17 protein-coding genes and 1 pseudogene are annotated in these 23,450 nt (G+C 74.0%); 10 read left to right on the top strand and 8 right to left on the bottom strand.

Annotation, left to right across the window (positions count from 1 at the left end):
• Positions 1 to 27: 27 nt before the first annotated feature.
• Genes AC069X_RS16715 through AC069X_RS16695 form a run of 5 tightly spaced genes read left to right on the top strand, consistent with a single transcriptional unit; the run spans position 28 to position 5,235 of the window.
• Positions 28 to 918, top strand: coding sequence for an MHYT domain-containing protein (locus tag AC069X_RS16715; protein ID WP_478729311.1), 891 nt, complete (start codon positions 28 to 30; stop codon positions 916 to 918).
• A 48-nt stretch (positions 919 to 966) separates the two neighbouring features.
• Entirely contained in the window at positions 967 to 3,663 is a 2,697-nt protein-coding gene (locus AC069X_RS16710) for a sensor histidine kinase (protein WP_478729310.1), read from the top strand.
• Positions 3,663 to 4,106, top strand: a complete 444-nt coding sequence (locus AC069X_RS16705; RefSeq protein ID WP_478729309.1) for a roadblock/LC7 domain-containing protein — start codon at positions 3,663 to 3,665, stop codon at positions 4,104 to 4,106. Before AC069X_RS16710 ends, AC069X_RS16705 begins: the two co-directional genes overlap by 1 nt.
• 17 nt (positions 4,107 to 4,123) lie before the next feature.
• Entirely contained in the window at positions 4,124 to 4,504 is a 381-nt protein-coding gene (locus AC069X_RS16700; protein ID WP_478729308.1) for a DUF742 domain-containing protein, read from the top strand.
• A complete protein-coding gene (locus tag AC069X_RS16695; RefSeq protein ID WP_478729307.1) occupies positions 4,504 to 5,235 on the top strand; it encodes a GTP-binding protein in 732 nt (243 codons plus the stop codon). The genes AC069X_RS16700 and AC069X_RS16695 overlap by 1 nt, the downstream gene beginning before the upstream one ends.
• A gap of 24 nt (positions 5,236 to 5,259) precedes the next feature.
• Here the strand turns inward: AC069X_RS16695 and AC069X_RS16690 are convergent, their stop codons facing one another.
• Entirely contained in the window at positions 5,260 to 5,688 is a 429-nt protein-coding gene (locus AC069X_RS16690; RefSeq protein ID WP_478729306.1) for a PPOX class F420-dependent oxidoreductase, read from the bottom strand.
• A 106-nt stretch (positions 5,689 to 5,794) separates the two neighbouring features.
• Between AC069X_RS16690 and AC069X_RS16685 the strand changes: the two genes are divergently transcribed.
• Both AC069X_RS16685 and AC069X_RS16680 read left to right on the top strand, forming a co-directional pair.
• Positions 5,795 to 6,193 (top strand): roadblock/LC7 domain-containing protein, encoded by a 399-nt coding sequence (locus AC069X_RS16685; protein ID WP_042800536.1) that lies wholly within the window; start codon positions 5,795 to 5,797, stop codon positions 6,191 to 6,193.
• A gap of 164 nt (positions 6,194 to 6,357) precedes the next feature.
• Positions 6,358 to 7,146 (top strand): DUF6397 family protein, encoded by a 789-nt coding sequence (locus AC069X_RS16680; RefSeq protein WP_478729305.1) that lies wholly within the window; start codon positions 6,358 to 6,360, stop codon positions 7,144 to 7,146.
• Here the strand turns inward: AC069X_RS16680 and AC069X_RS16675 are convergent.
• The 3 genes from AC069X_RS16675 to AC069X_RS16665 all read right to left on the bottom strand — a co-directional run bounded on the left by AC069X_RS16675 (position 7,110) and on the right by AC069X_RS16665 (position 11,108).
• A complete protein-coding gene (locus AC069X_RS16675) occupies positions 7,110 to 7,511 on the bottom strand; it encodes a YchJ family protein (protein ID WP_478729304.1) in 402 nt (133 codons plus the stop codon). The genes AC069X_RS16680 and AC069X_RS16675 overlap by 37 nt on opposite strands.
• 104 nt (positions 7,512 to 7,615) lie before the next feature.
• Positions 7,616 to 8,518 carry an acyl-CoA thioesterase gene (locus tag AC069X_RS16670; RefSeq protein ID WP_478729303.1) on the bottom strand — a complete coding sequence of 301 codons (903 nt, stop codon included), beginning with the start codon at positions 8,516 to 8,518 and terminating at the stop codon, positions 7,616 to 7,618.
• Positions 8,519 to 8,585: 67 nt separating this feature from the next.
• Positions 8,586 to 11,108 (bottom strand): DEAD/DEAH box helicase, encoded by a 2,523-nt coding sequence (locus tag AC069X_RS16665; protein ID WP_478729302.1) that lies wholly within the window; start codon positions 11,106 to 11,108, stop codon positions 8,586 to 8,588.
• Between the two features lie 145 nt (positions 11,109 to 11,253).
• Here AC069X_RS16665 and AC069X_RS16660 point away from each other — a divergent pair, with 145 nt between their 5' ends.
• Positions 11,254 to 12,045, top strand: coding sequence for a metal-dependent hydrolase (locus AC069X_RS16660; RefSeq protein WP_478729301.1), 792 nt, complete (start codon positions 11,254 to 11,256; stop codon positions 12,043 to 12,045).
• Positions 12,046 to 12,146: 101 nt separating this feature from the next.
• On the opposite strand, the gene AC069X_RS16655 is transcribed toward AC069X_RS16660, so the two are convergent.
• The 4 genes from AC069X_RS16655 to AC069X_RS16640 form a co-directional block, all read right to left on the bottom strand.
• Positions 12,147 to 13,928 (bottom strand): ABC transporter ATP-binding protein, encoded by a 1,782-nt coding sequence (locus AC069X_RS16655; RefSeq protein ID WP_478729300.1) that lies wholly within the window; start codon positions 13,926 to 13,928, stop codon positions 12,147 to 12,149.
• Positions 13,925 to 15,769: an ABC transporter transmembrane domain-containing protein gene (locus AC069X_RS16650; RefSeq protein ID WP_478729299.1), complete on the bottom strand. Its 1,845-nt coding sequence runs from the start codon at positions 15,767 to 15,769 to the stop codon at positions 13,925 to 13,927. The genes AC069X_RS16655 and AC069X_RS16650 overlap by 4 nt, the downstream gene beginning before the upstream one ends.
• Before the next feature lie 161 nt (positions 15,770 to 15,930).
• Complete coding sequence (locus AC069X_RS16645) at positions 15,931 to 18,867, bottom strand: FAD-binding and (Fe-S)-binding domain-containing protein (protein ID WP_478729298.1); 2,937 nt, start codon at positions 18,865 to 18,867, stop codon at positions 15,931 to 15,933.
• A gap of 63 nt (positions 18,868 to 18,930) precedes the next feature.
• Entirely contained in the window at positions 18,931 to 19,401 is a 471-nt protein-coding gene (locus tag AC069X_RS16640; protein WP_478729297.1) for a MarR family winged helix-turn-helix transcriptional regulator, read from the bottom strand.
• A gap of 85 nt (positions 19,402 to 19,486) precedes the next feature.
• On the opposite strand from AC069X_RS16640, the gene AC069X_RS16635 reads away from it, so the two are divergent.
• Together AC069X_RS16635 and mltG are read left to right on the top strand one after the other, a co-directional pair.
• On the top strand, positions 19,487 to 21,427 hold the full coding sequence (locus AC069X_RS16635; RefSeq protein ID WP_478729296.1) for an ABC transporter ATP-binding protein: 1,941 nt from the start codon (positions 19,487 to 19,489) through the stop codon (positions 21,425 to 21,427).
• Positions 21,428 to 21,489: 62 nt separating this feature from the next.
• Positions 21,490 to 22,332: pseudogene (gene mltG / locus AC069X_RS16630) on the top strand (endolytic transglycosylase MltG); the annotation flags it as partial.
• Positions 22,333 to 23,450 lie beyond the last annotated feature (1,118 nt).

The following is a 23,450-nucleotide window of genomic DNA, read 5'->3' as shown; positions in this document are numbered from 1 at the left end:
CCTCACCCGGACTAGCGTCCCGTGGCCATGGGACACCTGGACCACGCCGCCTATGGCTGGCTGACCCCCGCACTGTCATATGTGATGGCATCGATCGGCGCCGCCCTCGGCCTGCGCTGTACCGTCCGCGCGCTCGCCGCGACCGGCGCCTCCCGCCGCAACTGGCTCCTCACCGCGGCCTCCGCCATCGGCACCGGCATCTGGACGATGCACTTCATCGCCATGCTCGGCTTCCACGTCACCGGCACGGAGATCCAGTACGACGTGCCGATGACCCTCCTCAGTCTGCTCGTCGCCATGCTCGTCGTCGGCGCGGGGGTGTTCGCCGTCGGATACGGCAAGGACCGCGGCCGCTCCCTCTTCCTCGGCGGCCTCACCACCGGACTCGGCGTCGCGAGCATGCACTACCTCGGCATGGCCGCCCTGCGCCTGCACGGCCGCATCGCGTACGACCCGCTCACCGTCACGCTCTCGGTCGCCATCGCCGTCGTCGCCGCCACGGCGGCGCTCTGGGCCGCCCTCAACATCAAGTCGCCGGTGGCCGTCGCCGTGGCCTCCCTCGTCATGGGCGCCGCGGTCAGCAGCATGCACTACACGGGGATGCTGGCGGTCTCCGTACGCGTCACCCCCTCGGACGCGGCACTGCCCGGAGCCACCGCCCTGCAGTTCATCTTCCCGCTCGCGGTCGGGCTCGGCTCCTACTTGTTCATCACCGCCGCCTTCGTCGCGCTCTCCCCGACGGCGGACGAGCGGGCCGCCTCGCTCTCCGCGGCCGGTGCAGGTGCCGGTTCCGGTGCCGGTTCTGCCGCGGCCGGCTCCGGCCGCCCGGCGCCCGGGACCGAGGCGGCGCCCGGTCCCGGCCACGCCCCGGCCGCCGCCGTCCGGCGCCTCGGTGAGGGCCCCCTCCCCTCACGCTGACCCCCGCCCCGCCCCCTGTGGATCCGTACCGCCCGGAACGAGGAGCCCATGCGCAGACCCCGCAGACGACCGGAAGCACCGCCACCGAGACCCCCCGAGCCCCCGGCGCGCGGCCGCCGCGCACACGCCGGTCCCCCCGCGCCGGAGCCGACGGCGCACGCGGAGCCCGGCCCCGCCCGTTCCGCCCCGGCCGCGGGGCCGGGCCCCGGCGGGAGCGCGGGCGGCGGCGGGAGCGCGGGCGGCGGCAGCGGCGGCCAGGGCGGCCCGTGGGCCCGGCTGCGGCCCGCCACCGTCCGCGCGAAGGTCGTCTCCCTGCTGATGGTGCCGGTCGTCTCGCTCCTCGCCCTCTGGGGCTTCGCCACCGTCAGCACCGCCCAGGAGATAGCCCGGCTCAGCCGCATCCGCCAGGTCGACGCCGAGATACGCACCCCCGTCGCCGCCGCCCTCACCGAGATCCAGGCCGAACGCCGGGCCGCCGTACGGTTCCTGGCCGACCCCGCCTCCGACGGGGCGGCCGCCCTCGAACAGCAGGCCCGGCGCACCGACGCGGCCGTACGCCGGCTGCGCCTCGGCGACCGGCACACCGTCGCCGACTCCGGTGACCACCGCGCCGACACCGTCGTGCGGCTCGGCGCCTTCGTCGCCGGCGCGGAGGCGCTCGGCTCCGCCCGCAAGGACATCGCCGCCCGCCGCGCCACCCCCGAGGGCGCGTACGAGACGTACACCCGCGTCGCCGACTCCGCCCTCGCCGCCGAGGGCGCCCTGTCCGGTGGCACCGACGCCGAACTCGGCCCCGACGCCCGCGTCCTGCTGGAGTTCGCCCGCGCCGGCGAGCTGCTGTCCCGGGAGGACGCGCTGCTGGCCCTGCCCGGCCCGCGCACCGCCGAGGCGCTGCGCCGCCTGGCCGGCACCGTGGAGGCCCGCCGCTCCCTGACCGCCGCCACCGCCCGGGACCTGCCCGCCGACCGGCGATCGGTCTGGGAGTCCGCGTCGAAGAGCACCGCCTACGCCGAGCTCACCGCCGCCGAGGACAAGGCCCTCGCCGCCGGCCCCGTCCCCGCCGCCGCGAGCTCCCCGGCCGCGGCCGCGGCTGCGGCCTCCGCGCCGCGGGAGGCCCACGGGGTGCCGCCCGGCTGGGACGCCGCCCACGCCGCCGTCAGCGCTTCGATGCGCGAGGTCCGGCAGGCAGCGCCCGTCCGGGCGGCCGGGGGCTCCGGCCCGCTCGCCGAAGGCGCGTTCAGTCCGGCCGGTGCCGCCGTCCTGCTGGGCCTGGCGGCGGTGGCCGCCTCGCTCGTGATCTCCGTACGGATCGGCCGCGCTCTGGTGGTCGAGCTGGTGTCGCTGCGCAACACGGCCCTGGAGATCGCCCACCGCAAGCTCCCGCAGGCCATGGAGCGGCTGCGGGCCGGCCGGGCCGCGGACATCGACGTCGCGGCCGAGGCCCCGCCCGGGCCGCCTGCCGAGGACGAGATCACCCAGGTCGGCGAGGCCCTGTCCACCGTCCACCGGGCGGCCCTCAGCGCCGCCGTCGAGCGCGCCGAACTCGCCAGCGGCGTCAGCGGGGTCTTCGTCAACCTCGCCCGCCGCAGCCAGGTGCTCGTGCACAAGCAGCTCGACCTCCTCGACTCCATGGAGCGCCGCGCCGACGACCCGGGCGAGCTCGGCGACCTCTTCCGGCTCGACCACCTCACCACCCGGATGCGCCGCCACGCGGAGAGCCTGATCATCCTCTCGGGCGCCGCCCCGGGCCGGGCCTGGCGGATGCCGGTCCCGCTGACCAACGTCGTGCGCGCCGCCGTCTCGGAGATCGAGGACTATCCGCGCGTGGAGGTCCGCCGGCTCGCCGAGGCCGCCGTGACCGGGGGTTCGGTCGCCGACCTCACCCACCTGCTCGCCGAACTGATCGAGAACGCCACCCAGTTCTCCCCGCCGCACACCAGGGTTCGCGTCAGCGGCGAGCCCGTCGGCGCCGGGTACGTCCTGGAGGTCGAGGACCGCGGACTCGGCATGGGGCGCGAGGCGCTCGCGGAGGCCAACCGCCGGATCGAGCACTGCGAGGACCTGGACCTCTTCGACAGCGACCGGCTCGGCCTGTTCGTCGTCAGCAGGCTCTCGGCCCGCCACGGCATCCAGGTGCACCTGCGGCCCTCGCCCTACGGAGGCACCACCGCCGTGGTGCTGCTGCCCAACTCCCTCCTCCAGGGAGCCATTGAGGCCCCTCCGGCCGATGTGCCCGAGCCCGGTCCGGGATCCGGTCCGCAGCCCGCGCCCGCGCCCGGACCCGGAGCCGCTTCCCGGCCGGGTGCCGCGCCCGGAGCCGGAGCCGCGTCCCGGCCCGGTTCCGCCCCCGAACCCGGAGCCGCGTCCCGGCCGGGCGCCGTCCCCGCACCCGGCGCCGGGCCGTGGCAGGAGCCGGCTCCCGCCCCGGTGGCGCCGCTGCGGCCGCGCGGCCCCGGCGGCACGGGACTGCGTACCGCACCGGCGCCCGTGCCGGCGGCGGTGCCGGAGCCCGCCGCCCGCGCCGCCTCGGTGACCGAACTGCCGCGCCGCGTGCGCCAGGCCAGCCTGGTCCCGCAGTTGCGCGAGGCACCCGCCCCGCAGGTCCCGGCCGGCCCGCGGTCCCCGGCGGAGCCCCCGGACCGCAGCCCGGAGCAGGCGCGGGACCGGATGGCCGCCTACCGGGCGGGCTGGGCGCGCGGCTCACAGGACGAATCCCCCCACGCAGGCAGCGAAGGAGAAGTGTGATGATCGAACACCACAGGACCGCCCTCGACGGGATCCGTGGATCCGGTGAGCTGGACTGGCTGCTGGACGAGCTCGTCATGCGGGTCCGCGAGGTCCGGCACGCCGTCGTGCTGTCCAACGACGGCCTGGCGGTGGGCTCCTCCAGCGCCCTCGGCCGGGAGGACGCCGAGCACCTGGCGGCGGTCGCCTCCGGCTTCCACAGCCTCGCCAAGGGCGCGGGCCGGCACTTCCGCGCCGGGAGCGTGCGCCAGACGATGGTGGAGATGGACGAGGGGTTCCTCTTCGTCGCCGCCGCCGGGGACGGCTCCTGCCTGGCCGTCCTCAGCACCGCAGGCGCCGACATCGGGCTGATCGCCTACGAGATGGCCCGGCTGGTCAAACGGGTCGGCGAGCACCTGTACACGCCGCCCCGGTTCGCCGCCCGCCCGCCGGCCGCCGGGTGAGGACGGCGGTCCGGCACATGGAGGGCCAGTGGTACGACGCCGAGGCGGGCCCGCTGGTCCGCCCGTACGCCATGACCGGAGGGCGCACGAAGCCGGGCCCGCACGGGGTCCGGTTCGACCTGATCGCCCTGGTCGTGGTGGAGCCGGAGGCGGCCGGGGCGGGGGACGAGGCGCTGCTCGGCCCGGAGCACCGGACCCTGCTCGGGCTCTGCCGCTCCGAGACCCAGTCGGTGGCGGAGCTCGCCGCCGAGGCGGACCTCCCGGTGGGTGTGGTGCGGGTGTTGCTGGGGGATCTGCTGGAGGCGGGGCACGTGAGGGTGAGCCGGCCGGTGCCGCCCGCCCAGCTGCCGGACGAGCGGATTCTGCGGGAAGTCATCGAGGGATTGCGAGCGCTGTGATGGGACTGTACGAGAACGGCTCGGAGAGGCCCGGAAGTTCCGGGTCCGCAAACGGGGCCGTATCCGGTGCCGCTTCGGGGGCCGGGGCGAGTGCCGTGTCCGGTGCCCTGTCCGATGCGGGGAACGGCGCCGGGAACGGCGCCGGCCGGGAGGAGGAGCTCGCCGCGCTCGCCCTGAAGATCCTGGTGGCCGGAGGCTTCGGGGTCGGCAAGACCACGCTCGTGGGCGCGGTCAGCGAGATCAGGCCGCTGCGCACGGAGGAGCTGCTGAGCGAGGCGGGCGAACTGGTCGACGACACGGGCGGGGTGGCCCAGAAGACCACGACGACCGTGGCCATGGACTTCGGGCGCATCACCATCCGGTCCGGCCTCTCGCTCTACCTGTTCGGGACGCCGGGGCAGGACCGGTTCTGGTTCCTGTGGGACGAGCTCTCGCAGGGCGCGCTCGGGGCGGTCGTACTGGCCGACACCCGGCGGCTGGAGGACTGCTTCCCGGCGGTGGACTACTTCGAGCACCGGCGGATCCCCTTCGTCGTCGCCGTCAACTGCTTCAGCGGCGCCCGCGGTTACGGGTCGGACGAAGTGGCGCGGGCGCTGGACCTGGAGCAGGGGACACCGGTGGTGCTGTGCGACGCGCGGGACAAGGACTCGGGGAAGGAAGTGCTGATCAGGCTGGTGGAGTACGCCGGGCGGGTGCACACCGCCCGGCTCCTCGACTCGGTGGGGCAGTAGGCCCGTCCGGGCGGCCGGGCGGGGTCAGTCCGCGATGCCCGCCAGCGCGATCGCCCTGTCGATGCGCACCCGTACGAGGAGTTCGCCGGGAACGGCGTTGCGTCGGCCGAAGGCCTCGGCGCGCTCCTCGCCCATGTACCGGGCGCCGATCCGCGTCGCCCAGAAGAGCGACTCGTCGAGGTCCTCGCTGATTTCGGCACGGCCGTGGAGGACCACGTAGGAGAAGGGGGGACGGTCGTCGTCCACGCAGAGCGCGACGCGCCCGTCACGGGCCAGATTCCGCCCCTTGACGGTTTTCTCGCCGGTGTTGAAGACGAAGGAATCACCGTCGAGAACGAACCAGATGGGAGCGATGTGCGGGCTTCCGTCCTCGCGGACGGTGGACAGCTTTCCGGTGCGGGTGGAGTGCGAGACGAACGCCCGCCATTCCTCTTGAGTCATCTTCTGTGCCATGCGTCCATCCTCCTTGCCGGAAAGCCCCTGGTGGGGAAGGCTTGCGGCACGACCAAGCGGGGTGGGGCGCGGCCACGTCGGCCGGGTCAACGGGGAGGGGCTGGAAATGGCACTGGACAAGCAGCTCGACTGGCTGCTGGACGATCTGACGCGCAGGGTCCAGCAGGTCCGGCACGCGGTGGTCCTGTCGAACGACGGGCTGGTGACGGCGGCGAGCGCGGGGCTGGCACGGGAGGACGCGGAGCACCTGGCGGCCGTCGCGGCCGGGCTGCAGAGCCTGGCGAAGGGCTCCGGGCGGCACTTCCGGGCGGGTGAGGTGCGCCAGACGATGGTCGAGTACGACGAGGGGTTCCTCTTCGTCGTGGCGGCCGGCTCGGGCAGCTGCCTGTGCGCGCTGAGCGCCGCCGAGGCCGACATCGTGCAGGTGGCGTACGAGATGACGCTGCTGGTCAACAGGGTTGGGGAACACCTGGGCGTCGCGGAGCGGCGGATCACCGGAGGCTGACCGCCGTACCCGGCCCACCGCCTCGGCTCGCAGCCGCAGCAGCCGCCGCCGCACAGGCCTCGGGCCGGCCGGGCACGGGAGTTATCCACAGGCCTCGCGCACTGTCGTCACCCCTCGTTACGGTCTTCACACAGAGTGATCGCCATGTACGGGGGAGGACCGTGATGAAGACGGAGATGCGAGCGCGGCCGGAAGCGCCGCTCAGCGGGGTCCGCGCGGCAGGGGAACTGGGGCTGAGCCGGAGCGAGTTCGCCCGGGCCGTCCAGCTGGGGCTGGTGCGCCCGGGCCCCCGCGCCGCGAGTGGTCCCGCCCGCTTCGCCCGGGCCGAGGTGGACCGGGTCAGGGCGGCGGAGGGGTTCCCGCAGGCGCTGCGCGCGCGGGTGGAGACCGTCGCCGGTACGGACGCGGGGGCGCGGGTGCTGGAGGTGGGGCCGAGCCGGTTCACGCGGCTCGCGCGCTGCGGGCACCTCACCCCCGTCGGCTACCGGATCAACCGCTACCGGGCGGTCGTCTGGCTCTATCTGGCCGGGGAGCTGCGGGAGTTCGCCGCCCGGGCGCCGGGGATGCTGAGGGGGGCGGCGCCCCCGCCCGACCGGGAGCTGATGGCCGCCGGGGCCGACCTGAGGCCGCGCGGGTGGCGGGACCGGCACGTGGGGCTGCTGCTGAGACGGACCCCCGACCCCTGGGAGCGGGCGGCCGTACTGGCCTCCGTGCTCCCCGAGGAGGAGGTACGGGCGGCCGTGCCCGATCCGGCGGAGCGGATCGTGCTCGCCGCCCTCGCACCGCCCCTGCCGTACGGGCACCCGCAGGTGCCGGCGGCCGCGGCGGTGGCCCGGCGGCTGCTGCTGGCGGAGCCGCCGGAGGAGGTCCACCGGTACCGCGCCGGGCTGGACTCCGCGCTGGCCTGCGCGCGCGGTCAGTCGAACTCGACGGGGGAGAGGGGGCCGACGTAGACCCAGGCCCCGCCCTCGCGGGAGAAGGAGCTGTGCTCGTGCAGCGAGCCGGTGTGACCGCCCTCGCGGTAGTGCGCGCGGAACTCCACCGACCCCTCCGTCTCGAACATCCCGCCGCGCTCGGTCGCGAGGATCTCCAGGCGCTCCCAGCGCTGGTCCGGATCGAGGTCGAGCCGGCCGGGCCGGGTCGAGGGGTGCCAGGAGCGCATCAGGTAGGCGGTGTCGCCGACCGCGAAGGCGCTGAAGCGGGAGCGCATCAGCAGTTCGGCGGTGGGCGCCTGCCGGGCGCCCGAGTGGAAGCGGCCACAGCAGTCCGCGTAGGAGGCGGGCAGCCCGCAGGGGCAGGGGAGGGCCGGAGTGGACATCGGTGCGATCAGCTCTTCGGTGAGGAGGGCGGGAAGGGGGACGGCCGGCGGCCCGGGTGCGTGCCGGGCGCCGTGGGCATCGTGCAGGACTTTCGCAACACCCCCTACTGCGGGGACACGGCCGGCCGGGCCTTGTCGGCCGGGTACGGGCGGAAGAGGCCCTCCTGCACGACGGAGACCAGCAGCCTGCCCTCCAGGTCGTAGATGCGGCCACGGGCCAGACCGCGGCCGCCGTGCGCGATGGGCGCCTCCTGGTCGTACAGGAACCACTCGTCCGCACGGAAGGGCCGGTGGAACCACATGGCGTGGTCCAGTGAGGCCATGTCGAAACCGCGCATGCCCCACAGCGGTTCCACGGGGATGCGCACGGCGTCCAGGAGGGTCATGTCACTGGCGTAGGTGAGGGCGCAGGTGTGCACGAGCGGGTCGTCGCCCAGGGGGCCGACCGCCCGCATCCACACCGCGCTGCGGGGATCGGCGTCCTTGAGCTCCTCGGGGGTCCAGCGGAGCCGCTCCACGTACCGGATGTCGAAGGGCTGCCGGCGGGCCATCCGCTCCAGCGCCTCGGGCAGCGTGCCCAGGTGCTCGCGGATCTCGTCCGCGACCTTCGGGAGGGTGTCCGGGTGCGGGAAGTCGAGGCGGGGAGGCAGCTGGTGCTCGATGCTGCCCTCCTCCGGGTGATGGAAGGAGGCGGTCAGGTTGAAGATGGTCTTGCCCTGCTGGACGGCGGTGACCCGGCGCGTGGTGAAGGAGCGCCCGTCGCGCACCCGCTCCACCTGGTACACGATCGGAACCCCGGGGATGCCCGGGCGCAGGAAGTACGAGTGCAGCGAGTGGACCGGCCGGTCGCTCTCGGTGGTCCGGCCGGCGGCCACCAGCGCCTGGCCGGCGACCTGCCCGCCGAACACGCGCTGGAGGGATTCCTGGGGGCTGGCTCCCCGGAAGATGTTGACCTCGATCTGCTCCAGGTCGAGCAGGTCGACCAGTCTCTCGGCGGGGTTCGTCATCAGAGGTTCTCCACTGTCGGGTCCGGCGGGCCGGGCGGGGCCGCCCGCGGTGGCGTGCGGGTTCCGGTCAGAGCGCGCCGAGCTCGCCGACCGAGGTGACCCGGATGACGGCCCGGCCCTCCTCGTCGGACGCGGCGAGGTCGACCTCGGCGCTGATGCCCCAGCCATGGTCGCCGTTGGGATCGGCGAACGTCTGGCGGACGCGCCACAGGCCGTGCGCCGGGTCCTCCTCGATCTGGAGCAGCTTCGGGCCGCGCGCGTCGGGGCCGGTGCCCAGGTCGTCGTACTCGTCCCAGTAGGCGTCCATGGCCTCGCCCCAGGCGTCGGCGTCCCAGCCCGACTCGGCGTCCAGCTCGCCCAGCTGGTCGACGTGGTCGAGCGCCGCCAGCTCGACCCGGCGGAACATGGCGTTGCGGACCAGCACGCGGAAGGCGCGGGCGTTGGCCGTGACCGGCTTGACCTGGTCGGCCTTCTCCTGGGCCTGCTCCGCCGTCTCCACCTCCGGGTTCGCCAGCTGCTCCCACTCGTCGAGGAGGCTGGAGTCGACCTGGCGGACCAGCTCGCCCAGCCAGGCGATGAGGTCTTCGAGGTCCTCGGACTTCAGGTCGTCGGGGATGGTGTGGTCCAGCGCCTTGTACGCGCTCGCCAGGTAGCGCAGCACGATGCCCTCGGTGCGGGCCAGCTCGTAGTAGGAGGTGAACTCGGTGAAGGTCATCGCCCGCTCGTACATGTCGCGGATGATCGACTTCGGGGAGACGGGGTGGTCACGTACCCACGGGTGGCTCTTGCTGTAGACGTCGTAGGCGTGGACCAGCAGCTCTTCGAGGGGCTTGGGGTAGGTGACCTCCTGGAGGCGCTCCATCCGCTCCTCGTACTCGATGCCGTCGGCCTTCATCGCGCCGACCGCCGCGCCCCGTTCCTTGTTCTGCTGGGCCGCCAGGATCTGGCGCGGGTCGTCCAGCGTGGACTCCACGACGGAGACCATGTCCAGGGCGTAGGAGGGGGATTCCGGGTCCAGCAGGTCGAACGCGGCCAGCGCGAAGGTGGACAGCGGCTGGTTCAGCGCGAAGTCCTGCTGGAGGTCGACGGTCAGCCGGATGGTGCGGCCCTCCGCGTCCGGGGTGTCGAGCTTCTCGACGACGCCGCCGTCCAGCAGCGAGCGGTAGATCGCGATGGCCCGGCGGATGTGCCGCAGCTGGGCCTTGCGCGGCTCATGGTTGTCCTCCAGGAGGTGGCGCATCGCCTGGAAGGCGTCGCCGGGCCGGGCGATCACCGAGAGCAGCATGATGTTGGTGACCTTGAACCGCGAGGTCAGCGGCTCCGGGTCGGCGGCGATCAGCTTCTCGAAGGTGGTGTCCGACCAGGCCACGAAACCTTCGGGGGCCTTCTTGCGGACGACCTTGCGGCGCTTCTTCGGGTCGTCCCCGGCCTTCGCGAGGGCCTTCTCGTTCTCGATGACGTGCTCGGGGGCCTGCGCGACCACGAAGCCGGCCGTGTCGAAGCCGGCCCGCCCGGCCCGGCCGGCGATCTGGTGGAACTCCCGCGCGCGCAGCGTGCGGACGCGGTTGCCGTCGTACTTGGTGAGCGCGGTGAACAGCACCGTGCGGATCGGGACGTTGACGCCGACGCCGAGCGTGTCGGTGCCGCAGATCACCTTGAGCAGGCCGGCCTGGGCCAGCTTCTCCACGAGCCGGCGGTACTTGGGCAGCATGCCCGCGTGGTGCACGCCGATGCCGTGGCGGACGTACCGGGAGAGGTTCTGGCCGAACTTCGTGGTGAAGCGGAAGTTGCCGATCAGCTCCGCGATCTTGTCCTTCTCCTCGCGGGTGCACATGTTGATGCTCATCAGCGACTGCGCCCGCTCGACCGCTTGGGCCTGGGTGAAGTGCACGATGTAGACGGGCGCCTGCCGGGTCTCCAGCAGCTCGGTGATCGTGTCGGTGATCGGCGTGGTCACGTACTCGTACGAGAGCGGTACGGGCCGGGTCGCGGACCGGACCACCGACGTCGGACGGCCGGTGCGGCGGGTCAGGTCGTCCTCGAACCGCTTCACGTCGCCGAGCGTCGCCGACATCAGGACGAACTGGGCCTGCGGCAGTTCCAGCAGCGGGATCTGCCAGGCCCAGCCGCGGTCCGGCTCCGCGTAGAAGTGGAATTCGTCCATCACGACCTGGCCGATGTCGGCGTACTTGCCGTCGCGCAGGGCGATGGACGCCAGGACCTCGGCGGTGCAGCAGATCACCGGGGCGTCCGCGTTCACGGAGGCGTCACCGGTCAGCATCCCGACGTTCTCGGTGCCGAAGAGCTTGCACAGGTCGAAGAACTTCTCCGACACCAGCGCCTTGATCGGCGCGGTGTAGAAGGTGACCTTGTCCTGGGCCAGCGCGGTGAAGTGCGCTCCGGCCGCCACCAGGCTCTTGCCGGAGCCGGTCGGGGTCGACAGGATCACGTTCGCACCGGAGACGACCTCGATCAGCGCCTCCTCCTGCGCCGGGTACAGGGTGATGCCCTGGTCCTCCGCCCACGAGGAGAAGGCCTCGAAGAGGGCGTCGGGGTCGGCGGTCGGCGGGAGCTGATCAATGAGGGTCACGCCCCCCATCTTGCCTGGCTTCCTCCCGGAAGAGGGAACCGGCGGACGGAACGAAGATCATCGCAGGTACGCTGGGCCGTCGACGCGGCCCGGCCGGAACCCTCCGCCGGGCCCCACCACGACAGGACCGGGGCGGGAAACGAGCATGATGGGTCCGGCGCACTCACTGTCCGGGGCGGCCGCATGGCTGGGGGTGGGCGCCGCGGTGGCTGCCGCGGGACACCCGATGCCGTGGCCGGTACTGGTCGTCGGCGCCCTGATCTGCGCCGGCGCGGCCCTGGCCCCCGACCTCGACCACAAGTCGGCGACGATCTCACGCGCCTTCGGCCCGCTCTCCCGCGGCCTGTGCGAGGTGGTCGACAAGATCTCCTACGCCGTCTACAAGGCGACGCGCTCCCCGCGCGACGCCCGCCGCAGCGGGGGCCACCGCACCCTCACGCACACCTGGCTCTGGGCCGTCCTGATAGGCGCCGGTTCCTCGGCGGTCGCGGCCGGCTTCGACCGCTGGGGCGTGCTCGCGCTGCTCTTCGTCCACCTGGTGCTCGCCGTCGAGGGGCTGCTGTGGCGGGCGGCACGGATGTCCAGCGACGTCCTGGTCTGGCTGCTGGGCGCGACCAGCGCCTGGATCCTGGCCGGGGTGCTCGACGAGCCGGGCAACGGCGCGGGCTGGCTGTTCGGCGGGCCGGGCCAGGAGTACCTGTGGCTCGGGCTGCCGATCATGCTCGGCGCACTGGTCCACGACATCGGCGACGCGCTGACCGTCTCGGGCTGTCCGATCCTGTGGCCGCTGCCCATAGCCGGGAAGCGCTGGTACCCGGTGGGCCCGCCGAAGATGATGCGCTTCCGTGCCGGGAGCTGGGTCGAGCTCAAGGTGCTCATGCCGGTCTTCATGCTCCTCGGCGGCGTGGGCGGCGCCTCCGCGCTCGGCTTCATCTGACCCCGGGCCGGCCGACCCGGGGAGCGGGCCGGCCGCGCCGGGCCGAGGCCGCCCGGCGCGGGGGCCGGCCCGGCGGCGGCCTCCGCCCGGGCGCGGGCGCGTCAGCCGTGCCAGGAGCGCCACAGGGCCGCGTACGCCCCGCCGGCCGCCACCAGCTCGTCGTGCGAGCCGAGTTCGCTGATCCGGCCCCCCTCGACCACCGCGATCACGTCCGCGTCGTGCGCGGTGTGCAGCCGGTGCGCGATCGCGATGACCGTACGCCCGTCCAGCACCCGTGCCAGCGAACGCTCCAGGTGCCGGGCCGCGCGCGGGTCCAGCAGCGAGGTCGCCTCGTCCAGCACCAGGGTGTGCGGATCCGCCAGCACCAGCCGGGCCAGCGCGACCTGCTGCGCCTGCGCCGGGGTCAGCGCGCTCCCGCCGGACCCGACCTCCGTGTCCAGCCCCGACTCCAGGGCCCGCGCCCAGCCGTCCGCGTCCACCGCGCCCAGCGCCGCCCACAGCTCGGCGTCCTCCGCGCCCGTCCTGGCCAGGCGCAGGTTGTCCCGCAGGGTGCCCACGAACACGTGGTGCTCCTGGTTGACCAGCGCCACGTGCTCGCGGACACGCTCCGCCGGCATCCGCGACAGCCGGGCCCCGCCGAGCGTGACCTCACCGGTCCGGGGCGCGTAGATGCCCGCCAGCAGCCGGCCCAGGGTGGACTTGCCCGCCCCCGACGGGCCCACCAGCGCCATCCGGGTGCCCGGCGGCACGGACATCGACACCCGGTGCAGGACGTCCACGCCCTCCCGGTACCCGAACCGCACCTCCTCGGCCCGGACGTCCCGCCCCTCCGGGACCACCGCCCGGTCACCGGCGTCCGGCTCGATCTCCCGCACGCCCACCAGCCGCGCCAGCGACACCTGCGCGATCTGGAGCTCGTCGTACCAGCGCAGGATCAGCCCGATCGGGTCGACCATCATCTGTGCCAGCAGCGCCCCCGTGGTCAGCTGCCCCACCGACATCCAGCCCCGCAGCACGCAGTAGCCGCCGATCATCAGCACGGCGCCGAGGATGGTCACGTAGGTGACGTTCACGACGGGGAACAGGACCGTGCGCAGCCACAGCGTGTACCTTTCCCACGCCGTCCACTCCTTGATCCGCCGCTCCGACAGCTCGGTCCGGCGCCCGCCCAGCCGGTGCGCCTCGACCGTGCGCCCCGCGTCCACCGTCTCGGTCAGCGCCGCCGCCACCGCCGCGTACCCGGCCGCCTCCGACCGGTAGGCCGCGGGGGCCCGCCGGAAGTACCAGCGGCAGCCGGCGACCAGCACCGGCAGCGCCACCAGGGCGGCCAGCGCCAGTGGCGGCGCGGTCACCGCGAGAGCGCCGTAGAGCAGCCCGGCCCACACCACGCCGATAGCCAGCTGCGGCACGGCCTCGCGCATGGCGTTGGCCAGCCGGTCGATGTCGGTGGTGATCCGCGACAGCAGGTCGCCCGTGCCGGCCCGCTCCAGGACGCCCGGCGGCAGGCCGACCGAGCGCACCAGGAAGTCCTCGCGCAGGTCCGCCAGCATCTCCTCGCCGAGCATCGCCCCGCGCAGCCGCACCAGCCGCACGAAGCAGGTCTGCACGGCCAGCGCCAGTGCGAACAGCAGCGCCACCCGCTCCAGGTGCAGCTCGCGGGCCCCCGCCGACAGGTCGTCCACGACCCGGCCCAGCAGGTACGGGCCGGCCATGGACGCCACGACCGCGACCGCGTTGACCGCCACCAGCACCGTGAATGCCCGCCGGTGCCGCCGCAGCAGCCCGCGCACGTAGCCCCGTACGGTCGCGGCCGTCCCCACGGGAAGCGTCGCGGCCGTCTCCGGGGCGGCCGGATCGTATTGCGGCGGAGCCACGCCGATCATGCGGATTCCTCGATCCCTGTGAGTTCCTCTGCCGGTCCGGCCGTGCCCGTCCCGGCCGTGCCCGTCCCGGCCGACCGCTGTTCCTCTTCCGTCTCCCGGGTGACGACCGCCCGGTAGCGCGGTTCGCCGCGCAGCAGCTCCCGGTGGGTGCCCGCCGCCAGCGCCCGGCCCTCGTGGACCAGGACGACCCGGTCCGCGCGGTCCAGCAGCAGCGGCGAGGAGGCCAGCACCACCGTGGTGCGTCCGTCGCGCAGCGCGGCGACCCCGTCGGCGATCCGCGCCTCGGTGTGCGAGTCCACCGCCGAGGTCGGCTCGTCCAGCACCAGCACCTCCGGATCCGTGACCAGCGACCTGGCCAGCGCGAGCCGCTGGCGCTGCCCGCCCGACAGGGACCGGCCGCGCTCGGTGATCCGCGCCTCCATCGGGTCGTCCACCCCGTCGGGAGCCGACTGCAGCAGCGCGTCCAGCACGTCACCGCACTGGCCCGCCGCCAGCGCGGCCCCCGCCGTGACCGCCCCCGAGGCCGGTACGTCCAGCAGCTCGCGCAGCGTCCCGGACAGCAGCACCGGATCCTTGTCCTGTACGAGGACCAGCCCGCGCGCCGTGTCCAGCGCGAGTTCGTCCAGCGCGACCCCGCCGAGCAGCACCGACGGCGACCCGCCGCCGCCGTCCACGGGGTGCCCTCCCAGGCGCTCCGCGAGCCGCCCCGCCAGGTCCGGGTCCCCGCACACCACCGCCGTGAACCGCCCGGCCGGGGCCAGTACCCCCGTCGCCGGGTCGTACAGGTCCCCGCCCGGGGCCGGAGCCTCGGCCGCCGAGGCGACGGGGGCCACCGCACCGTCCTCCGTACGGGTCAGCGACAGCACCCGCGCCGCCCGCGCGGCGGAGGGGCGCGAGAAGGAGTACGCCATCGCGATCTCCTCGAAGTGCCGCAGCGGGTAGAGCATCGTGGCCACCGCGCTGAACGCCGCGACGAGCTCGCCGACCGACAGCCGCCCGTCCAGCACCAGCAGCGCCCCGTACCAGACCACGGTGATCAGCAGCGCGCCCGGCAGCAGCACCTGGATGGCGGAGATCAGCGCCCACATCCGGGCGCTGCGCACGGCGGCCTCGCGGACCTCCTGGGAGGCCTCCCGGTAGCGGCTCAGGAACAGCTCCTCACCACCGATCCCGCGCAGCACCCGCAGCCCCGCCACGGTGTCGGAGGCCAGCTCGGTGGCCCGGCCCGCCTTCTCCCGCTGGAGGTCCGCGCGCCGCGTGGCGCGCGGCAGCAGCGGCAGCACCGACAGGGCGAGCACGGGCACGCCCAGGGCGACGACCACACCGATGGCCGGGGCGTAGAAGAGCAGGCCGACGCAGAGGGCGACGACCGCGAAGGCGGCGGCGAGGAAACGGGAGACCGCCTCCACGAACCATCCGATCTTCTCGACGTCGCCCGTGGAAACGGCCGTGACTTCTCCCGCCGCGACCCGGCGGGTCAGGGCGGAGCCCAGTTCGGCGGTCTTGCGGGCGAGCAGTTGCTGCACCCGCGCGGCGGCGGTGATCCAGTTGGTGACGGCGGTGCGGTGCAGCATGGCGTCACCTGCCGCGATGGCGGCGCCGACGAGCAGGAGCAGCCCGCCGGCCAGCAGCAGCCCGGAGCCGTCGCGGTCCACGGCCGCCTCGACGCCCAGACCGACCGCGTACGGAAGTCCGGCGATCCCGCAGAAGTGCAGGAGCCCCCAGGCCAGGCTCCGGGCCTGGCCGCCGAGTTGCATGCGGCCCAGCCACCAGAGGAAGCGGGGGCCTGAGCGGGCGTCGGGTACGCCGGGATCCGGATAGGGAAGATCGCTGATCTGCATGACGCCCCACGACTGCTCGGATGACTGCGACCCGCGCAAGGTTCGTCTGCCGGACCGGACTCCGGCAATCGATTTTCCGGCCCGGGGGCGCACGCAGCGCGCGCGTTCCGGCGCACGCGCCCCCGTGTGCTCCCTGAGCAGACCAGCGTGCGCCGGTGCGCTCAGGGGCGCGTCGCGCGCTCCAGCTCGATCAGCGCCGAGTGGTAGTTCCGTCCGGTGGCCCGGTCCATGCCCACCTCGCACATCCGGTTCGCCGACAGGTGCGCGTCGAACTCCCGTGCCCTCACCTCCGCTGCCTCCCGAGCGGTCGCCGAGTCAGTCAGCTCGGGGTGCAGCATCCCCCGGTCGCCCGCGAACGCGCAGCAGCCCGCGTCGTCCGGGACCACCACCTCCCCGGCGCAGGCCTCGGCCACCGCGCGCAGCTGCGCCTCGTCGCCCAGGTGCCGCATCGAGCAGGCCGGGTGCAGGACCGCCGAACCGACGGTGCGCCGGATCTCCAGGTGCGGCAGCAGCTCCTCGGCCGCCCAGACGACGGAGTCGACGATCCGCAGCTCGGCATGGAGGGCGAGGTTGTCCGGGGTCAGGTACGGGACCACTTCGTGCGCGAGGCCCAGGGTGCAGGAGGACGCGTCCACCACCAGCGGGAGCCGGCCCCCGGCCGTCCAGCCCCAGGCGGCCTCCACGATCCGGTTGGCCATCAGCCGGTTGCCGGCCTCGTAGCCCTTGGAGTGCCAGATCGTCGCGCAGCAGGTCCCCGCCACGTCGCGCGGGATCCACACCGGCTTCCCGGCCCGCTCCGAAACGGCCACCACCGCCTCCGGGAGGGAGGGCCCGGCGTGCCCGTCGGAGCCGCCGAAGATGCGGTTGACGCACGCCGGGTAGTACACGGCCGCCGCGCCCACCCGCCGGGTCGCGGGCAGCCTGCGGGCCGCGGCGCCGGGGACCTGCGGCAGCCACTCCGGCACCAGGTCGGGGCGTACGGCCTTGCGCGCGGCCCCCGTGACGGCGCCGAGCACCCGGTCCCCGAGCCCGTGCCCGATCCTCTCGGAGGCCGCCACGGCCAGCCGGGCACCCGCCTCGACGCCGCGGAACCGCCGCGCCGCAAGCTCGGCGGCCCGCTCCTCGCGCGGGCCGTGCCTGCGGTGGCGGAAGTCCCTCATCAGCGCACCGGTGTCGATCCCGACCGGGCAGGCGAGCTTGCAGGTGGAGTCGCCCGCGCAGGTGTCGACGGCGTCGTAGCCGTAGGCGTCGAGCAGCTCGTCCAGCACGGGGGAGCCCGGCTGCTGGCGCATCATCTCCCGGCGCAGCACGATCCGCTGGCGCGGGGTGGTCGTCAGGTCCCCGCTGGGGCAGGTCGGTTCGCAGAACCCGCACTCGATGCAGGGATCGGCCACCGCCTCCACCCTCGGGATCGTCTTCAGGCCGCGCAGGTGCGCCCGCGGATCGCGGTCGAGCAGGATCCGCGGGGCGAGGACCGAGTCCGGGTCGACGAGCCGCTTGGTCCGCCACATCAGGTCGGCCGCCCGGGGCCCCCACTCCAGCTCCAGGAAGGGGGCCATGTTGCGGCCGGTGGAGTGCTCGGCCTTCAGGGAGCCGTCGAAGCGCTCCACGGTGAGGTGGCAGAAGGCGTCCATGAAGGCCGCGTACCGCTCGACGTCGGCGGGCACCGCCGCGTCGAAGGCGAGCAGGAAGTGCAGGTTGCCGTGGGCCGCGTGGCCGGCGACGGCCGCGTCGAACCCGTGCTCCGCCTGGAGCGCGAGCAGGGCCTCGCAGGCCTCCGCCAGCCGGGACGGCGGCACCGCGAAGTCCTCGGTGATCAGCGTGGTGCCGGGGGGACGGGCTCCGCCGACGGCGGTGACGAACGCCTTGCGGGCCTTCCAGTAGCCGGCGATGGCGGCCGGGTCGGTGGTGAAGGCGTTGGTCACGGAGGCGACCGGCGCCACCAGCTCCAGCGCGGGCAGGACGGCGGCCGCGCGGCGCTCGTACTCGGCGCGGCCCGCCGCGTCCGGCGCCCGGAACTCCACCAGCAGCGCGGCGGTGTCCCTCGGCAGCTCCGCCCAGTCGGCGGGCACGCCCGCGACGCTGACGGAGGCGCGCAGGGTGTTGCCGTCCATCAGCTCGACGGCGAGGGCGCCGGCGTCGTTGAAGAGCGGCACGGCGGCCGCCGCGGCCGGCAGGGAGGGGAAGAAGAGCAGCGCGCTGGTGAGCTCGCGGTCCAGGGGGAGGGTGTCGAAGACGACCTCGGCGATGAAGCCGAGCGTGCCCTCGGAGCCGACCATCAGGCCGCGCAGGATCTCCACGGGCGTGGTGCCGTCCAGGTAGGCGTCGAGGCGGTAGCCGGTCGTGTTCTTGATCTCGTACTTGGCCCGGATCCGGGCCACCAGGGCAGGGTCGGCCTCGATCTCCCGCTTGAGCTCCATCAGCCCGTGGCAGAGCGCCGGTTCGGCGCGGGCCAGCTCCTCGTCGGCGAGCGGGTCGGCGGTGTCCACGACGGTGCCGGCCGGCAGCACCAGGGTGAGGGAGGACAGGGTGCGGTACGCGTTCCTCGTGGTCCCGGCCGTCATGCCGGAGGAGTTGTTGGCGACCACCCCGCCCAGGGTGCAGGCGACGGCGCTGGCCGGGTCGGGCCCCAGGATCCGGCCGTGCCGGGCGAGGGCGGCGTTGGCCCGGAAGACGGTGGTGCCCGGCTGGATCCGGGCGCGCCGGCCCTCCTCCAGGACCTCGACTCCGGCCCAGTGGCGGCGTACGTCGACCAGGATGTCCTCGCCCTGCGCCTGGCCGTTCAGGGAGGTCCCGGCGGCGCGGAAGACCACCTCGCGCTGCCGGCCGTGCGCGTACGAGAGGACCGCGGAGATGTCGTCGATGTCCTCGGCGACCACCACGACCTGCGGGACGAAGCGGTACGGAGAGGCGTCGGTGGCGTAGCGGACCAGGTCGGAGACCTTCCACAGCACCTTCTCGGCGCCGAGCAGCTCGCTCAGCTCGGCGCGCAGCGCCGCCGGGGTGCCGCCGGCCAGCCGGTCGGGGACCCGGTCGGGGGCGGGGGCGTGCGGGCCGCGCGGGCGCAGGGCTCCCGGCTTCGGTTCGAGCAGCGGCATCAGCAGCCCCTTGTGTCTCGCGGTCCGGCACGGGCGCCGGGGCCGGCGCCCGCCCCGCCCGTCTCAGCAGCGGCGCTCCGCCGGAACGTCCGCCAGTGCGTTCAGCAGGCCGCCGAGCACCTCGCGCTGTTCGGCGGTCAATGGAGCCAGGATCTCCTCTGCCGCGTCCGTTCGCGCGTTGCGCAGACGGCGCAGCGTGGCGCGACCGGTTTCGGTGAGCTCGATCCGGATCACGCGCCGGTTCGCGGGATCGGGCGCGCGGCGCACGCAGTCGGCCGCCTCCAGCCCGTCCACGAGGGTGGTCACGGCACGCGGCACGACCTCAAGACGCGTTGCCAGGTCTGCCATCCGGGGCGGCTGGTCCCCGCCGTAGTGCGAGACGAGGCGCAGCAGCCGCCCCTGGGCGGGGGTGATCCCGAGCGGTTCCATGTGGCGCTTCTGGATGCGGTGGAGCCGCCGCGTGAGGCGCAGCAGCTGCTCGGCCAGGACGCCGTCGGTGGAATCGCGGGTGTCGGTCTCGGAACCGGTGCTCATACTGGGAACAGTACCAGGACAGGATTCATTGTGAGCATAGGTAACAATGAGCTAGGCTCATCTCAGTCCCGCCTGAAGGAGGCCCATGCCCCACGACGAACCGAACTGGACCCCATCGACCGAAGCCCTCGACCCCACCCGCCCCGGACCGGCTGACCGCCCGCGCGAGCTGCGCCGCATCCTCGGCCTGTTCCGCCCCTACCGCGGCCGGCTCGCCGTGGTCGGAGCCCTCGTCGGCGCGTCCTCGCTGGTCGGCGTGGCCTCGCCGTTCCTGCTCAAGGAGATCCTGGACGTCGCGATCCCCGAGGGCCGGACCGGACTGCTCAGCCTGCTCGCGCTCGGCATGATCCTCACGGCCGTCGTGACCAGCGTCTTCGGCGTGCTCCAGACACTGATCTCCACCACGGTCGGCCAGCGCGTCATGCACGACCTGCGCACCGCCGTCTACGCCCAGCTCCAGCGGATGCCGCTGGCCTTCTTCACCCGCACCCGCACCGGCGAGGTGCAGTCCCGCATAGCCAACGACATCGGCGGCATGCAGGCCACCGTCACCTCGACCGCGACCTCGCTCGTGTCGAACCTGACCGCCGTGATCGCCACCGTCGTCGCGATGCTCGCGCTCGACTGGCGGCTGACCGTGGTCTCCCTCCTGCTGCTGCCCGTCTTCGTGTGGATCAGCCGGCGGGTCGGTGACGAGCGCAAGAAGATCACCACGCAGCGGCAGAAGCAGATGGCCGCCATGGCCGCGACCGTCACCGAGTCCCTCTCGGTCAGCGGCATCCTGCTCGGCCGCACCATGGGCCGCTCGCAGTCCCTCACCCACGCCTTCTCCGAGGAGTCCGAGAAGCTCGTCGGGCTGGAGGTGCGCGCCAGCATGGCCGGACGCTGGCGGATGTCCACCATCGGCATCGTCATGGCCGCCATGCCCGCGCTGATCTACTGGGCCGCCGGCATAGCCCTCCAGACGGGCGCCCCCTCCCTCTCCGTCGGCACCCTCGTCGCCTTCGTCACCCTCCAGCAGGGCCTGTTCCGGCCCGCCGTGAGCCTGCTGTCGACCGGTGTGCAGATCCAGACCTCGCTCGCCCTGTTCGCCAGGATCTTCGAGTACCTCGACCTGCCGGTGGACATCACCGAGCGGGAGGAACCCGTGCGCCTGGACCGGGCGCGGGGCGAGATCCGCCTGGAGGACGTGCACTTCGCCTACGAGGCCAAGACCGGCCCCGCCCTCACGGGCATCGACATCACCGTCCCGGCCGGCGGCTCCCTCGCCGTGGTCGGACCGACCGGCTCCGGCAAGAGCACCCTCAGCTACCTGGTGCCCCGGCTCTACGACGTGACCGGCGGACGGGTCGCCCTCGACGGGGTCGACGTGCGCGACCTCGACTTCGACTCGCTGGCCCGCTCCATAGGCGTCGTCTCCCAGGAGACCTACCTCTTCCACGCCTCGGTCGCCGACAACCTGCGCTTCGCCAAACCGGACGCCACCGACGAGGAGATCGTCGAGGCCGCCCGCGCGGCACAGATCCACGAGCACATCCAGTCCCTGCCCGACGGCTACGACACCCTGGTCGGCGAACGCGGCTACCGCTTCTCCGGCGGCGAGAAGCAGCGCCTGGCCATCGCCCGCACCATCCTGCGCGACCCGCCGGTGCTCATCCTCGACGAAGCCACCAGCGCCCTCGACACCCGGACCGAGCACGCCGTGCAGCGGGCCATCGACAACCTCTCCAGGGGCCGCACCACCATCACCATCGCCCATCGCCTCTCCACCATCCGCGACGCCGACCAGATCGTGGTCCTGGACGGCGGCCGGATAGCCGAGCGCGGGACGCACGAGGAGCTGCTCGGGGCGGGCGGCCGCTACGCCGCACTCGTCCGCCGGGACCGGGACGCCGCGCGGGCTCCCCACCCGGAGCGGGCCGCCGCCGGCGCGGAGCACGGCGACTCGGGCAGAGGACCGGGAGGCAGCGGCCCAGTCGGCAGCGGCCCGGCGGGGGAGTCCGTACCCACTCCGGTGAACGTGTGATCGTACGACCGGACCGGGGCGTGGTGCCCGAAAGGCTGCGATTCGGACGTTAACGTGCCCGCATGCCTGATGAGTACCAGCCGCACCAGCCGCCACCGCGCCGCTCCCGGCTCACCCGTCGAGGCCGCGTGGTGCTCCTTCTCGGCGCGCTCCTGGGCATCGGACTCGCCACCACGGTGATCGGACCGCTGCTGCCCCAGGAGGAGAAGCCCGAGCAGCCACGCCGGTTGCTCATCCCCGAAGGCTGGCGGGCCGCACAGGTCTACGCCGCCGTCGACCGCGAACTGAAACTCCCCGCCGGCACGACCGAATCGGCCGCCGCCACCGCCGCACTGGACCTGCCCGCCGAGGCGAAGGGCAACCCGGAGGGCTACCTCTTCCCGGCCACGTACCCGGTCACCTCCACGTCCACCCCGGCCGCGCTGCTCGCCTCCATGGTGCGGACGGCCAACCACAAGCTCGCCACCAAGGCCGTCGCCGACGGCGGCAGGGCGCACGGGATGACCCCGTACCAGACGGCGACCCTCGCCAGCGTCATCGAGGCCGAGGCCGACAACCCGGCCGACATGGGCAAGGTCTCCCGGGTCGTGCACAACCGGCTGGCGAAGTCGATGCCGCTCCAGATGGACTCCACCATCAACTACGCCCTCAACCGCAGGACCGTGGACACCACGCTCGGCGACACCCGCATCGACCACCCCTTCAACACCTACGAACGCCAGGGCCTGCCGCCCACCCCCATCGACAGCCCCGGCCTGCGGGCCATGGCCGCCGCCGTCGCGCCGACGCCCGGCGACTGGCTGTTCTTCGTCACCGTCAAACCGGGGGACACCCGCTTCGCGGCCACCTACGAGGAACACAAGAAGAACGTCGCGGAGTTCAACCGGCTGCGCGCGGCCGCCGGTTCACCCCCGTCCGCCGCCTCCGGCCACGCGGCCGCCGCACCGCCCTCCTCCGCCACCACCCCCTCCGCTGCCGCCACTTCCTCCCCTGCCACCACCCCCTCCGCCAAAGCGCCCGCCCGCGCCCAGGCAGGACCGCCCCCGAAGGCCCCCGCCGTGAAATGAACAGGCGCCGCCGCCGCGCCCCGCCCTACGATCGGCCGCCTGACGGACGCGCACGACAGGGGGCGGCGAAAGCATGAGACGGCCATGGCGGACACGTCGTACGAGGACCAGCGCGGCCGCACCGCCCGCAGCGGACGGCACCGCAGCGCAGGCGGAGGGAGCGGACGGGCGGGCTGACGAGGAAAGGGCCGCGGCAGCGGAGCAGCAGGCGGACGAGGAGCCGGACGAGGAGCCGGACGAGGAGCCGGACGAGGAGCCGGAAGCGGCCGCCGACCGCCGGTACCTGGAGGAGCTCTGGGGCAGCGACGTGGCGGACTGGCAGCAGTGGCTGGCCCGCTCCCCGGAAGGGGTCGACCTGCTCCTGTGGTGGCACCGGCAGCGCGAGCTGACCTCCCTCGTGGGCGAGGAGCGCTACCGCGCAGGCCTCGCCCGGCTGCTGGCCCGGGCCGCCCCGCGCGACATCGCCGCCTTGGGCCTGGGCTGCAGCCGCCGGGTCGACCGGCGGTGCCGCGCCCCGGAGGTCTGCGGCCAGGACCCCGCCCCGCCTCCGCCCCGCGGCCCGGTTCCCCGCAGGTCCGGACCCGTACCGGGCGCGTGCAGCGGCTTCATCGACTGCTACAGCCCGCACGGGATGCGCGTCGACTTCACCGCCGACGACCGGCACAGCGCGGTGCTCCTCCTCCGGGGCGGCCCGGACGCGGCCCGCATGTGGGTGGACGGAGTGCCCGTCGGCGAGGGCCGGTGGCTGGACGACGGCGGGTGGTGGCACGACGACCGGTTCTACGTGATCCGCGTCGGCGGCCCCGAAGACCATCCGCTCCAGGGACTCGGGGACATCGGGGACTGGCTCTACAGGATCGTTTCCCTCCTGGTGTACGACGCCGAACGGGCCGTGGAGCACGTGTTCGTCCCCGGGCCCGCCGAGGAGTGGACGGACCCGGCATGGGACGTCCGCG

This window comes from Streptomyces sp. NPDC043896, assembly GCF_056435605.1.
This window is presented reverse-complemented; position numbering and strand designations above follow the sequence as displayed.

Coding starts and splice junctions, on each gene's coding strand:
- AC069X_RS16655 (WP_478729300.1), bottom strand. CDS start 13,928: ATGATCGGCGTGGCTCCGCCGCAATACGATCCGGCCGCCCCGGAGACG.
- AC069X_RS16715 (WP_478729311.1), top strand. CDS start 28: ATGGGACACCTGGACCACGCCGCCTATGGCTGGCTGACCCCCGCACTG.
- AC069X_RS16705 (WP_478729309.1), top strand. CDS start 3,663: ATGATCGAACACCACAGGACCGCCCTCGACGGGATCCGTGGATCCGGT.
- AC069X_RS16710 (WP_478729310.1), top strand. CDS start 967: ATGCGCAGACCCCGCAGACGACCGGAAGCACCGCCACCGAGACCCCCC.
- AC069X_RS16660 (WP_478729301.1), top strand. CDS start 11,254: ATGATGGGTCCGGCGCACTCACTGTCCGGGGCGGCCGCATGGCTGGGG.
- AC069X_RS16650 (WP_478729299.1), bottom strand. CDS start 15,769: ATGCAGATCAGCGATCTTCCCTATCCGGATCCCGGCGTACCCGACGCC.
- AC069X_RS16635 (WP_478729296.1), top strand. CDS start 19,487: ATGCCCCACGACGAACCGAACTGGACCCCATCGACCGAAGCCCTCGAC.
- AC069X_RS16640 (WP_478729297.1), bottom strand. CDS start 19,401: ATGAGCACCGGTTCCGAGACCGACACCCGCGATTCCACCGACGGCGTC.
- AC069X_RS16685 (WP_042800536.1), top strand. CDS start 5,795: ATGGCACTGGACAAGCAGCTCGACTGGCTGCTGGACGATCTGACGCGC.
- AC069X_RS16680 (WP_478729305.1), top strand. CDS start 6,358: ATGAAGACGGAGATGCGAGCGCGGCCGGAAGCGCCGCTCAGCGGGGTC.
- AC069X_RS16700 (WP_478729308.1), top strand. CDS start 4,124: ATGGAGGGCCAGTGGTACGACGCCGAGGCGGGCCCGCTGGTCCGCCCG.
- AC069X_RS16675 (WP_478729304.1), bottom strand. CDS start 7,511: ATGTCCACTCCGGCCCTCCCCTGCCCCTGCGGGCTGCCCGCCTCCTAC.
- AC069X_RS16645 (WP_478729298.1), bottom strand. CDS start 18,867: ATGCCGCTGCTCGAACCGAAGCCGGGAGCCCTGCGCCCGCGCGGCCCG.
- AC069X_RS16670 (WP_478729303.1), bottom strand. CDS start 8,518: ATGACGAACCCCGCCGAGAGACTGGTCGACCTGCTCGACCTGGAGCAG.
- AC069X_RS16690 (WP_478729306.1), bottom strand. CDS start 5,688: ATGGCACAGAAGATGACTCAAGAGGAATGGCGGGCGTTCGTCTCGCAC.
- AC069X_RS16695 (WP_478729307.1), top strand. CDS start 4,504: ATGGGACTGTACGAGAACGGCTCGGAGAGGCCCGGAAGTTCCGGGTCC.